Origin of the sequence: Acidiphilium iwatense (genome assembly GCF_021556475.1) — a bacterium.
GTDB lineage: Bacteria > Pseudomonadota > Alphaproteobacteria > Acetobacterales > Acetobacteraceae > Acidiphilium > Acidiphilium iwatense.
Genome location: NZ_JAKGBZ010000041.1, coordinates 16,777 through 29,327 on the forward strand (window position 1 = coordinate 16,777; position 12,551 = coordinate 29,327).

Below are 12,551 nucleotides of genomic sequence, written 5' to 3' on the forward strand. Positions count from 1 at the left end.
CCGTGCCCGAACGCAGACCAAAATCCCCTACGCCCGCCACGGTCGAGCCGGAGATCCCAGAGGTCTATGTCGGCATACAGCGATCATCGAATCTCGACCGCGATAAGCCGCTGCCGGTCGCCTCCCTCGACCTGTCCGGCCGCGCGAAATGCTGGCTCGTGGTTGGGCGCGGGCGGACCGGCAAAACCACCTTGATCCGTTGGGTCGGCGAACGGGCCGCGTCATCCGATAGCCCGGTCGCCCTCGCCGATCTCGACCGCACCAATGCCACCCTGACCAGCTACCTGAGCGGCGTCATCCGTGCCCCAATCCTCGATGACGCGGGCACGGTGCAATGGTTGCAGAAAATCATCGGCAATACGATGACGAACCACATATCCGCGCTGATCGATCTCGGTGGTGGTGATACCGCCCTGGTCCAGCTCGCCGATGAAGTGCCGAACATGCCCGATCTCGTCCATGACGCCGGGGCGGAGTTGGTGGTCGCCTATCTTCTGGGTCCGCAACCCGATGACCTCTCCCCGCTCGCAACGCTGCGCAATCGGGGGTTTTCACCGGCGGCAACCGTGCTGGTTCTCAATGAGGGGCTGCTCGGGCCGGGTGTCGATCTGAAAACCGGCTTTGCCGGTGTCCAGGGACATAGCGTGTTCCGTGCAGCCGTCGATGCCGGCGCGGCCGTCGTGCGGTTTCCGCGGCTGATCCCCGCCGCTGAAATCGAGAAACGCCGCATCTCCTTCATCGAAGCCCGCGATGCCCTGGTGCAACCCGCCCTCGGTCCGTTCGACCGCGCCCGCATCCGCCAATGGCTCGATCACATGGATTACGCGTTCGCGCCGATCGCAACCTGGCTGCCATGAACGACATGCCGCCAACCCCGCCCCGTCCAGGGCTTGAGGCGGTAACAAAGGCGATTGCCGATTTGGAGGAGGCCATCAGCCTCTCGCGCCTGCAAAATGACCCGCTCGTGCATCTGGTCCGGGGTGTCCAGGCCACGCTGATCTCTCACGCCGAAATCATCGCGGCGAATAACCAGGCGATCGCTGAGCATCGGATGCACATCGATCGGGATTTCAGCGCGGTGCGGCAGGCGCGGGATGCGCTCGTCGATATGACCAATGGCATCGTGAAATCGGCCAAGGCTGAGGTCGAAGCGGCCCATGCGGATACGGCCCGCCAAATCGTCGGGTCGATCGCCCGCTCGGCCGAACAAAAGCTCGCGGCGATGTCACGCATGATCTGGTGGCGCACCATCACGCTCGGCTCGGTCAGCGCCATCCTGATCCTCGCCGTTGGTCTCGGCCTGGGCTACTGGCTCGGCGATCGGACGGGATACAATGAAGCCGCGTCGTCGATCGCCGCCTCGGGGCCGGCCGAACAAGCCGTTCTCAAGGGGCAAGGGCCGGCCGGGCTGCATCAATGGCATCAACTCATGCTCGGCAATGGCATCACTAAAACCATGCAGGTCGATTGCCACGGCAAGAACGTCGCGCATCAGGACAGCCGCACCGCCTGTCATCTCTGGCTTTGGCTTGGCCCACTCGGCCAAACCGTCGCGCATAGCTGACGCCGATGCCATGACCGGCCGGAATCTCATCATCCAGGCACCATTCTCGCCTCGTCGATTCCTGGCGCGGGCAGTCGCATCGATCGGCCGGTTCATGCTCGGTCTGGCGCGCGGCCTCATTCGGTTTGTGCTGGTGGTGATCATCGAAACGGCGGTCGTGCTCCTCCGTTTCGTCCTCTGGTTTCGCTGGCTGTTTCTCTGGCTCGGCGTTTTCGTCGTCGTGATGACATTGCTCAATCACGCCATGGCGCCCTCGATGTGGCGCCCTCAAGTGGTGGGGTTTGTCGGCGGCCTCGGCCTAGTCGCCGTCGCGCGAGCCTCATTGTTGATCGATGAGTCACTAAACCGGTGGCAACGGCGGCTGCGCCTCTAAATTCCATAAAAAACAAGCCTGGTCACTTCACCAAGCGTCTTGCCTTTCTACCACACCCGGTGCTATACATTAACCTAATGATGCCCTATGGGCCAAAAAAACAAGGAGGCTATGCGGGTATTCAAAAACAAGTCTTTTGCGAGGTTCGCCCGAAAAGCCCGAATCACGGATGCCCTGCTGTGCACGGCGATATCAGACGCCTCGCGGGGGTTGATCGATGCCGACCTCGGGGGCGGTGTCGTGAAGCAACGGGTCGCCCGGCAAGGCGGAGGTAAGTCGGGTGGCTTTCGTACGATCATCCTGTTCCGCGTGCGCGAGAGGGCGTTTTTCGTTCACGGCTTTGCCAAGAACGAACAGGACAACATTCGTGACGACGAACTGGCGGCCTTCAAGCTGCTCGCCGCCGAAACGATGGCCTACGACGATGAGGCCCTGGCAAGGGCGATAGCGAACGGCACCATGATGGAGGTGATGTGCAATGACTAAGCAGTATCGCAGCCCGGTGATGGCCTCGATCCACGAAACAGCCGAAGGGCTGCACGCGGCCGGCGTCATGGACAAGCAGACGATGCGCAAGTTTGACGAGGCGTGCCTGACACCCGTGCGCCCGCTCGCCCCCGAAGAAATCCGGAGCTTGCGGGAACGCGAGGGGGCGAGCCAAGCTGTATTCGCTCGCTATCTCAATGTCACGACCGGCCTCATCAGTCAGTGGGAACGGGGCGAGAAGCATCCGCAAGGCGCATCGCTTAAGCTGCTGTCGCTGGTCGCCAAGCATGGGCTTGGCACGGTCGCGTAGGTCCGCCCCTCAGCCGCTTCCCAATCGACTATTGGGGGGCTATGTTCTTTGTTTGTTCTAAACCAGACTGGAAGCACCAATGGGGGATCGCCTTTTCTTGCGAGCACGCCGATGAATGATGGCCCGGTAACACCGGTTGGCGTTCGGCTCGATCCGCTTGCCGGTATCGAGCTTCTTGACCAGGAGGATTTGATCCGCCTGGTTCGGTCCATGATGAGCAACGGCGTCGCTTTGACCTTTCATGGCAAGCGGTCGGCGAAGGAAATCTCGCGCAAGGTGCGTCCTCGGGTGATGCGCCGCGAGCCGCGTCTCCATGTCGGTTCACCGGCTGAGCAAAGCCGGAATCTGCTGATTGAAGGTGAAAACCTTCAGACCATGGTGACGCTCTACAAATACCGGGGGGAGGTCGATCTCATCGTCACCGATCCGCCGTACAACACCGGGCAACAATTTCGCTACAACGACAAGTGGGATGAAGACCCGAACGATCCTGATCTTGGGACGCTCGTCGCGAAAGAGGATGGATCGCGGCACACGAAGTGGATCAAGGCCATGATGCCGCGTCTTCAGATGATGAAGGCAATGCTAAAACCAAGCGGCGTCATCGCGATTTGCATTGACGATAACGAGCTATTCCATCTCGGGATGTTGATGGATGAGGTGTTTGGGGAAGAAAACCGCATTGGGATTCTAAACTGGCAAAAGGCGGCAGCGGCCCGGCCCGACAACAGCCATATTTCGAGTGCGACCGAATATGTCTTGATTTATTCGAAAGATACTGAGACCGCACGAACCTATTCGTTGGATCGCAGCGAAAAGGACAATCGCCGTTATGGAAATCCTGATCGTGATCCCAGCGGGATTTGGAGAGAAGGCAATCTCACTGCGCGGACATATTCGACTGATAACGATTATGGCATACAGTCCCCCTTCACCGGGGAAGTCCACTATCCTGCGGGTAACGGTGCGTGGCGTCACCCTAAAAGAAACCTGATTGGTTGGCTTGGCGAATGGGGCGTGCCCTACGAAATACGTTCGATCAAAGATGGCAAACGAGCGGCTTTGATGGTCGTCGGCCAAAAGCCGGGCAAGATCAGTTCGACCCATATGGAGGCGGCCCAAAAGCGTCTTGAGAGCGGTCCTTGGCCTTTTGTTTGGTTCGGCACAGACGGCACTGGCCGTCCACGTGTGAAGACATATCTTGAAAGAATACGAAAAGGAAAGGTTCCCACCACTTATTGGGCCAGCGAAGACCTAAGCTCAGATGAGGTGCCATTCGTCGAGCTCGGCGCTACCTCGTGGGACTATACAGAGTCTGGACGTTCGGCCGATGGGGTCAGCGAGCTTACCTCAATCGTCGGCAAGGGGCATGGTTTCGATACCGTCAAACCGCTAAAATTATTCAAGAAGATCATTCAGCTTTGGTGTCCGCCACAAGGTCTGGTTCTCGATCCTTATGCAGGCTCCGGCACGACTGGGCAGGCTGTGCTTGAAGTGAATCAAGAGGGGGATGCCGATCGTCGCTTCATTCTGATTGAACAGGGCAGCCCTGCAACGGGAGATAAATATGCCCGGTCGCTGACGTGGCAACGGCTACACAACGTCATCACGGGGCAGCGTCTTGGTCCAGACGGCAAGCTTACGAACGGCGCTGATCCAGTGCTTGGCGGTTTCGAATTTCGAATGTTGACGCGGCAGATCGACGCGAAGACCGTCCTCTCGATGAAGAAGGATGAACTCGTCGATGTTGTGATCACATCGCACTGGGACATGGGGCGGCGCGGCAGCACGAATTTGATCCGGATCGACGATCCAAAATACAGCTACCTCGTCGGCTGCAACGAACAGGGCGAAGGCTATTTCATCATCTGGAACAATGGCGGCCCGGTCGGGCAGTTGGACCTAGACAGCTATCGCATTGTGCTGAAGGACGCGGAGAAGGCGAGGATCAAGCCGCCCTATCATGTGTATGCTCGCTATGAAGTGTATCAGTCGCGGAATGTGCAATTTTGGAAAATCCCGGACAAAATCCTGGCGCATCTCGGGTTGAACGAAAACAGTGACCGCTTCAATGACGATGAGATTTCAGGCTGATGGACCTTCTCCCTTTTCAGGCTGACGCCTCGACACAAATTGCGGATCGCTTTTCAGATTATATGGCGGACCCGCTTACGGTCCGCCGTTCTCAGTTGGTGCCGTTCTATCAAAACCTGTCGGCAATCACCGGAAGCGGCAAGACGCTGATCCTCGCGGACACAATCGAGTCATTCCGCAGCCGCTTGCCCGTTGAACCTATCGTTCTGTGGCTCTCGAAGGGCCGGGTCGTGGTCTGGCAAACCTTCGCCAACCTCTCCGCCGGGAAATATGCCGACTTGATCGGCGGCTTCGCGGTGAAGCCCCTCCTCGATTGCCGGCCGGGCGATGTCGAAGACGCAAGCAGGGGCTTGCTGCTGGTGGCAACAGTAGGAAAATTCAATCAGCGCGACAAGGAGGAAGGTGACCGGAAGATTTTCCGGGTGCAATTCGACGTGGCGGATCGGTCGCTGTGGGATCTGCTGAAGACGCGGCGGGATTCCTCGCTGCGTCGGCGCCCGCTGATCATTGTCTATGACGAAGGCCATAATCTCTCGAACCTTCAGACCCAGCTTTTGATGGAGTTGGAACCGGATGCACTGATCGCAGCCAGTGCGACGATGCGGATTCCAGAAGCTCTGGCGGGAACAATCGAACGGCTCCGCAAGGACAAGCATTGGGGCGACAATGATTTTGTCACGACGGTCCGGAGTTCGGAAGTCGTCGAATCTGGGCTGGTCAAAAAGCATATCATGCTTGGCGGCTACGTGACGCCCATGGAACTGGCGGTAAATGATCTCCTCTCGGAGATGAGCGACGCCACAAAGTCGGCGTCAGACCTCGGGCTGCCTTTCCGACCGAAGGCGATCTATGTCAGCAAAACGAACACGATCGACGGCGCAACCATCAAGGATGACATCGCGCGACCGTTCAGGGAACGGCAAGCGCGGCCGATTCTGATCTGGCGGCACCTCGTGGAAAATGCCGGCATCGATCCTACGACGATCGCGGTTTACTGCGATCTACGATTTGACCCTAAGGTGCCGCCGCCAGCCGACTTCAACCTCTTTTCGCAAGGCGATTCCGATTATGACCTCTTCATTGCAGGCAACTTTCGCCATGTGATCTTCAATCTCAGCCTGCAAGAGGGCTGGGACGATCCCGAGTGCGCCTTCGCCTATATTGACAAGGACATGGGATCGCCGGACCAGGTGACACAAGTTGTCGGCCGCGTGCTCCGCCAACCTGGTGCCCAGCACTACCCGTCGCCTAACTTGAACACGGCGCATTTCTATATCCGGACCGATGAGAAAGGCATCTTCGAGGCGATCCTTGAAGATGTCCGGGCGAAGCTCGCCAGCGATACGCCTGAAATCACCCTGACGGTGCGACGCGAGACGCACGGAGGGAGTAAACCTTATCGACCGGCCCTGAAAGAGCGGTCAGTGCCCACGGCCTCGATCGACAGCACCCATGCCAAGCCGGCGATCAACAAAATCATCAAGACGACACAGGACTACTCAGCGGGCGGCGTGAATACGGTCGGTGGCGGCGGTCGCATCCAAATCCTGCAAACCATCGGCATCGGCGAAGCCGCAACCGTCGAATGGGCTGATGTCGAGCATAGCAATCGCGTCACGGCGCGCTGGATTCTGCGGCGCGAGGTGCAACGGTTGTTCCCGAGCCACGGGGACCGGCAACGGAGTCCGATCAACCTTTGCGACATTGAAGACCGGAAGTTTGATGCCCTAGTCGAATATAACAGCCCGGCAGCCGATCATGTCCGCGAGCAGGCTCGTAAAGTGGTCGATGCCTATATTGATCACTCAGTCATCCTGCAGAACGCGCTTGATCATCCCTATGTGGTACCAGCGATTGCGGTCGATGAATCCGCCCTGGTGACGTTCAACAATGCGCTGCACGCGGGCTATAGCGGCCTAAATAAGGATGAGCTTGCCTTCGCCAAGGCGCTCGATAAGACCAAGCGCGTCTGGTGCCGTAATCCATCACAAGGTGGATTTGGTATCCCGTTGCTCGATCGCGGGAACACCCGCACCTTCAATCCGGATTTTCTCGCTTGGACTGAAAAGACCGTCGTCACCATCGACACCAAAGGTGATCACCTAATCACCGAAGATGCGGGCCGCAAGTTGTTCTTCATCGAAAAGGTCGAGGACGGGCCGGAACTCGCCATCCGCCTTGTCACCAAAGGGCAATGGCAGGTCGCGCAAAACGGTGTCTATAGCAAGCTCAGCGGCAGCACCGGGTTCACTGTGTGGGCTCTGAAGCAAGGCAAGCCGCATCCGACGCAATGCGCTACGATCGGCGAAGCCGCGCAGCTATGCCTGAGGGCATGAAGTATCCCGACATAGAAATGGCGTTTTCATACGCGGTGCGAAAAACGAGGGTTTATCGGACACTCACGCGGCGACCCACCATGAAAATCATGACTGCCCGGAAACGATCGTTTTCGTACATGGGAATCTTATATGCTCAAAATATAGGGTTGACGTTGTTTTGCGCATAGAAGATTATAGTACACCCTTTTTGGACGTATTCGCGCAACCATGGCCCGCACCTTCCTATACGCCCGCGTCTCGACCGCCGGACAAACCACCGAGAACCAAGTCGCCGAAGTTCGTGCCGCCGGCTTCGCCGTCCAGTCGTCCCGCGTCATCACCGAAACCATCTCGGGCAGCGCCCCGGCGATGCAGCGCCCGGCCTTCCACCGCCTGGTCGATCGGCTGGAAGCCGATGACGTGCTCGTCGTCACCAAGCTCGACAGGCTCGGCCGCAACGCCATGGATGTCCGCACCACGGTCGATGCTCTCGCCGCCCTCGGCGTGCGGGCCCACTGTCTCGCCCTGGGCGGCGTCGACCTGACCAGCTCGGCCGGCAGGATGACCATGCAGGTCATCGCCGCGGTCGCGGAATTCGAGCGGGATCTCCTCGTCGAACGGACGCAATCCGGCTTGGCGCGAGCGCGCAAGGAAGGCAAAACCCTCGGCCGGCCGGCAAGTCTGAGCGACGATCAGAGGCGGCAAGTGGCCGCCAGGCTCTATGCCGGCGTCTCGGTCTCCGCCCTCGCGCGGGAATTCGGCACCAGCCGCCAGACCATTATCCGGGCACGGTTTCCGACACACTCGCGAGGTGACCCGTGTTCGAATCTGGAACAATAAAACAACCTGTGGTAGATGCGTTCCGGGTTCGAGAACCCCACTCTCGACCCATCAAACGACGTCAGGGGGGCAATTACGTCCCCCTGATGCCGTTTGGCCTCGCGGACGATCAGTTCGACAGATCTGCACCGGAATTCTGTACCTATAAAGCCAGCGCTGCGCCTACGGGGTGAGGCTGGCACGAAATTCGTGAATTATGCACCGGCGTTTCCGTCCTGGGGAAAGCAGACATTGCGCAGGGTACCGCTTTTCAACGGCGGTTGGGACATCCCCTTTCCCAACGCCGTAGAGGTGCTTGGCTCAATCGCTGACGTTCGGCGGCAAGTATCCGAGACTGCCTTGCCACTCTGTCTCGTAGACCTTGAGTGTGTCGCCTTTGAGCTTGTCCGTGAGGTCGGCGATTATCGCGCCAGCACGCTCCTCGTCGACTGACCACATCTCGTTGGCTTGGCGTACGATATTTCGGAACGTACGGTCAGCCACCCGGTTCGACAGGCGCACGCCTAGGACGGAAGGGAAGATGGTCTTATAGCTGGCCGAAACTTCGGCTGCACTCGGTGCGAGAAATATAAAATTGATCAGAAATTCAGGGCGCATCATGAAACGGTGGCCACCCTGTTTTGCAATCACGGGCGCAGCAGCTCGGCGAACCTTGCTGTCCTGCGTTAGCCACCACGTCTGGTAGCCGAAAGGATTAGACGGAATTCCTTCTTTATGCCTTCGGCGCTTGGCGTATATGGCATAAACTTGAAGTGCATCATTTTCGGCCAAGATCTCGAGCGTCTCGGCCTTCTTGCTGTGATCCGCTCGAATTGCAACGATGTCAGCCGCGAGGGTTGCAATCTCGCTCGAGTCAACTCCGTCTCGCATCTCCTCCGCCGACTCGTAATCGAAGCCGAACTTGGTAATTAGGTAACGGGCCAGTTCATTGTCGCCTGTTTCGTTCCGGATCGCCGCGAAGGATGCAAAATTTTCGATGTATGACCGAAATCCGGCAGGTGGCTTGGTATCCGAAATGGGGGCAAGCCGTGCATAGAAGTACGATCGGATTAGAATCCGATCTATGTATTCTACCATCTCAAGCGTCATCCGCTGTTCTATGTGCATGTAGACGCTTTCGAACTCAAATATCTGAGCCCTGAGGTGCGTGGCTAGCTCCTCCACAGCCTTCTCGGTCAGTATCAGCTTGGCTCCAGCCTTTTTCAGTATTTTGAACAGATTTCGGGTCGTCTGGTTCTCTTCATCCAAAAAGTGCTCCGAAAGTGCCCGAACAAGAAAATCGGTCCCTATGTACAGGTTAAATTTCGAAGATATTGACTTGAAATATTCCACAACCTTAGGCTCGTTCCTGAGCATCAGAAGCAGGACGTAAGTCTTGCTAAGCTTTTCGAGATACCGTCTCTCTTCGTTTGTGCCGCCGTAGAAGGTGCCGCGAAGCACGCGTGTACTAAGTCGACGAAGGGAGGTAGCATTTTCGACGAGCCCAATATTCACGTCTACAGCCTCTGTGATGAGGGCCGCGGCGTTGGCATACAGTTCATCATCTTGATCACCGTCAGTAACGAACTGTGCGACCTGAAGGCCTTGCTGCTCGAACAGCCTTTGTAGTACGTCCTGGCAGATCGCTACGACCTGAGGAATGAGAGCAGCATCCTCATCCTCCAGTACTTTTCTACACCGGCGCTCTAGCACAGCGTTCACAGCCACCCTGAGAGAATCATCCTCTATGTTTTCTGCGGCAATCAGCTCTCTAGTTTCGAAAGGAAGGCAGTACTGGCCATTGCTGCTATAGTAACGCACTTGACGGCCATCAGTGTTGCTCTTTCTGCGAAGTCGTTCTAACCGACTATCTAGTACACCTCTTATGTAGTGCCGCGACGATGGCAGTGCCTGCTCAATCTTGCTGAGCATTTGCGTGCGGTTCATGAACTTGCCTAGATCGGGATCAGTGTCGGATAATGACCAGATGATCAAGCTATCGGCTACTGACTCGAGTAGGTCGGTTCGGCCACGCCTGTGCTCAATCTCCTGTCGAAGGAAGACTGCCAGCGTTCGATCTACGTAGCTCGAAGATCTAGGTGCTACTTCCGCAGCACCCGGCTCGAAAAGATAATTGAGGTGAGGCCGGAGATAGGCGTTGAACGCAGCAATCGTCGCATCGCTGCGATTAACCTGTGTTTCGATGTAGCGAGCGTCTCGAATCCGAATACGACAATTAAGCTCGTCGCTAAGCAGTTCTTCCTCACTGTCCAGGTCTGGAACCGCTACGCTCGTTATGTAAGCCAATGACAGGGGGTGGCGGCCATACTGGCGCAGCCGATTCACGGTCCCGCGAATTTTTGCGCGGTAGGTCCGTTGCTTCGACACTTGCACGAAATGATGAGCCTCGTTGTCGCCGAACAACTCGGGTTCGAGGTACCCCTCTGCCCCTCCGTCGTGCATGCCGCCCAGCGGCACAAATTCGCGGCCCATCAACTCGGCGTACAGCGCCTGTCCGAATCGCTCGAAGTCGCCCGTATCAACATGTTCGAGCGCCAACGGAACTAATTTGAGGTCAACTGTTGGACTTCGCATAGAGCCTCTTCCACAGACCTGAGGGCCTTTCTAGGCGGACTGGCGGGCACCATCAACGTCCGCGCGTGCCGGCTGGGCCGAACCAACTTGGTGCGAATTTCTTGAAATATGGCAACAACCCAAGGTTGCTGGCAGCGTATCATGTCATTTTCTTCCCGATATCAGGTTTCAAAATGCCTGGCCGATCATCATCTCGTCGGCCCGCGTCGTGTAGCGAGGCGATAAACGCTGTTGCCTGGCTCCCCACGGCCGCACGATCCCCGTTGAAGCCGGCCGTAGCGTGCCGTGTCCCCACCGCGCATTGACGGCATCAAGCGCTTCCATGGCCAGCGCCGATCGCGCTGGGTCTCGGGTGGCGAATAGGCTTGCTTGTCGCGCGACTGGGGCAAGCGCGGTGAGCATCACGCCCGCCTTGAAATAGCGATAGCCTGGTCTCCATCCGGCCTGTAGCAGCCGCACGGCCTCGCCGATCAGAGCGGCCGTATCGGCTGTTGGCTCGATAACCGAGCCGCGCTGTGCCGAGTGCCACGGATCGTCATTGTGCGGGCTGGTGTGGGCGAATACCGCCATGTGGCCGGCCTCAAGTCCCTCGGCCCGTAGTTTCTCGGCCGCGCGCGTCGTGTAGGTCGCGACCGCCTCGCGAATCTCCGCCCAGGTTTCGACCGGGCGGCCGAACGTGCGCGTGACGGCGATACCCTGGCGGGTGGGGGCCATGAGGGAAAGCGGCAGGCAGGAAAGGCCGCGAAGCTCGGCCTGCACGCGGGCACCCGTGACGGTCAGAAGATCGCGGACGGCACGGGGTTCCATCGCGATGAAATCCGCGATCGTCACGGTGCCGGCCGTCGCCAATTTCGCGGCGGCTTTACTCCCGATGCCCCATACATCGCCTGCCGTCAGGTCCTGGTAGTGTCGTCGGCGATCGTGGGCGTCGCGCAAGTCGCACACCCCGCCCATCTCCGCCCGATTCTTGGCAATCCGGTTTGCCAGCTTGGCTATTGTCTTGGTCGGACCGATGCCGATGCAAGTTGGAATTTTCGTGACCTGGCGCACCTCATCGCGCAACCGCCGGCAGAAACTCTCAAGATTCGGTAAGCCTGCAAGGTCAAGAAACATCTCGTCGATGGAGTAGGGCTCGACCTGGGGAACCCGCTCGGTCAGCACGTCATAGACGCGGCGGCTCATGTCACCGTAAAGTGAATAATTGCTCGATCGCCAGAGAACCGCTCGGCACTCGGGGCGGTTCTTGATCAAGTGCCACGGCTCGCCCATGCCAATGCCGCACGCCTTCGCCTCCGGGGTTCGCGCGATGGCGCAACCATCGTTGTTGCTGAGCACGACCAGGGGTTTGCCCCTCAGTTCGGGTGCGAACGCCCGCTCGGCGGAGCAATAGAAACTGTTGCCATCGATCAGGCCGAATACGGGCATGATCGGGGACGGCTATACGGTGGTGCGGACCAGGCCGGTCACGATGGCCCAAATCTCCGCGTCCTCGGTGATCGGCACGGCCGGGGCCTGGGCAATGCCGGACCGCAGCCACCATTGCCCGTCGCGATAGGCAAGCTGGGCAACCAGCACATCGCCGGCAAGCATCACAATCGCGACCCTGCCCGATGTGGGCGGCGTCGCGGCGTCGGCGATCAGGATGTCGCCGTGCAAAATACCGCGCGCGGTAAGGGCGTCGCCGGCGACGCGAACCGGATAGCGGCTCGGCCGGCGCATATCGAGAATATCGGTAAGATCGAGCGGACCTTCGATGCTGTCGCCTGCCGGACTTGCAAATCCGGTTGTATTTCCTGGCTTTGCTACTGAATTTTGGCCCAGCGGTGATGGCGAATTTTGGCCCACCCCCGTCATTCAACCTACGGTCCGCTCGGCACGATCGGGGGGCCACGCGTGGATTGGAAAGCCAAAGTGGAATTATTCGAGCAGCTCCGTCGGGAGCATGAGTTTGGGATCGGCACGGTTGCCGGTGTAGCGGCAAAATTTGGGGTT

11 protein-coding genes are annotated in these 12,551 nt (G+C 58.5%); 8 read left to right on the top strand and 3 right to left on the bottom strand.

All coding sequences use genetic code 11. The features are described 5' to 3' along the window. The first annotated feature begins 2 nt into the window (after positions 1 to 2). The 8 genes from L2A60_RS16075 to L2A60_RS16110 all read left to right on the top strand — a co-directional run bounded on the left by L2A60_RS16075 (position 3) and on the right by L2A60_RS16110 (position 7,985). Complete coding sequence (locus L2A60_RS16075) at positions 3 to 857, top strand: P-loop NTPase family protein (RefSeq protein WP_235705466.1); 855 nt, start codon at positions 3 to 5, stop codon at positions 855 to 857. Continuing rightward, positions 854 to 1,564: a hypothetical protein gene (locus L2A60_RS16080; RefSeq protein WP_235705467.1), complete on the top strand. Its 711-nt coding sequence runs from the start codon at positions 854 to 856 to the stop codon at positions 1,562 to 1,564. Before L2A60_RS16075 ends, L2A60_RS16080 begins: the two co-directional genes overlap by 4 nt. A 10-nt stretch (positions 1,565 to 1,574) precedes the next feature. Continuing rightward, complete coding sequence (locus L2A60_RS16085) at positions 1,575 to 1,937, top strand: hypothetical protein (RefSeq protein WP_235705468.1); 363 nt, start codon at positions 1,575 to 1,577, stop codon at positions 1,935 to 1,937. A 111-nt stretch (positions 1,938 to 2,048) separates the two neighbouring features. After that, a complete protein-coding gene (locus tag L2A60_RS16090) occupies positions 2,049 to 2,423 on the top strand; it encodes a type II toxin-antitoxin system RelE/ParE family toxin (RefSeq protein ID WP_235705469.1) in 375 nt (124 codons plus the stop codon). After that, complete coding sequence (locus L2A60_RS16095; RefSeq protein WP_235705470.1) at positions 2,416 to 2,733, top strand: helix-turn-helix domain-containing protein; 318 nt, start codon at positions 2,416 to 2,418, stop codon at positions 2,731 to 2,733. The genes L2A60_RS16090 and L2A60_RS16095 overlap by 8 nt, the downstream gene beginning before the upstream one ends. Positions 2,734 to 2,844: 111 nt before the next feature. Further along, positions 2,845 to 4,827 carry a site-specific DNA-methyltransferase gene (locus L2A60_RS16100; RefSeq protein WP_235705471.1) on the top strand — a complete coding sequence of 661 codons (1,983 nt, stop codon included), beginning with the start codon at positions 2,845 to 2,847 and terminating at the stop codon, positions 4,825 to 4,827. Further along, positions 4,827 to 7,163 carry a DEAD/DEAH box helicase gene (locus tag L2A60_RS16105; protein ID WP_235705472.1) on the top strand — a complete coding sequence of 779 codons (2,337 nt, stop codon included), beginning with the start codon at positions 4,827 to 4,829 and terminating at the stop codon, positions 7,161 to 7,163. The genes L2A60_RS16100 and L2A60_RS16105 overlap by 1 nt, the downstream gene beginning before the upstream one ends. A 210-nt stretch (positions 7,164 to 7,373) precedes the next feature. Then, positions 7,374 to 7,985 carry a recombinase family protein gene (locus L2A60_RS16110; RefSeq protein WP_235705473.1) on the top strand — a complete coding sequence of 204 codons (612 nt, stop codon included), beginning with the start codon at positions 7,374 to 7,376 and terminating at the stop codon, positions 7,983 to 7,985. Between the two features lie 300 nt (positions 7,986 to 8,285). Here the strand turns inward: L2A60_RS16110 and L2A60_RS16115 are convergent, their stop codons facing one another. The 3 genes from L2A60_RS16115 to L2A60_RS16125 form a co-directional block, all read right to left on the bottom strand. Continuing rightward, the gene (locus L2A60_RS16115; protein WP_235705474.1) at positions 8,286 to 10,523 is read right to left on the bottom strand and encodes a hypothetical protein; all 2,238 of its coding nucleotides are present in this window, start codon (positions 10,521 to 10,523) and stop codon (positions 8,286 to 8,288) included. A 204-nt stretch (positions 10,524 to 10,727) separates the two neighbouring features. Then, complete coding sequence (locus tag L2A60_RS16120) at positions 10,728 to 11,984, bottom strand: Y-family DNA polymerase (RefSeq protein ID WP_235705475.1); 1,257 nt, start codon at positions 11,982 to 11,984, stop codon at positions 10,728 to 10,730. Positions 11,985 to 11,996: 12 nt separating this feature from the next. Continuing rightward, positions 11,997 to 12,413: a LexA family protein gene (locus L2A60_RS16125; RefSeq protein WP_235705476.1), complete on the bottom strand. Its 417-nt coding sequence runs from the start codon at positions 12,411 to 12,413 to the stop codon at positions 11,997 to 11,999. Between the last annotated feature and the right edge of the window lie 138 nt (positions 12,414 to 12,551).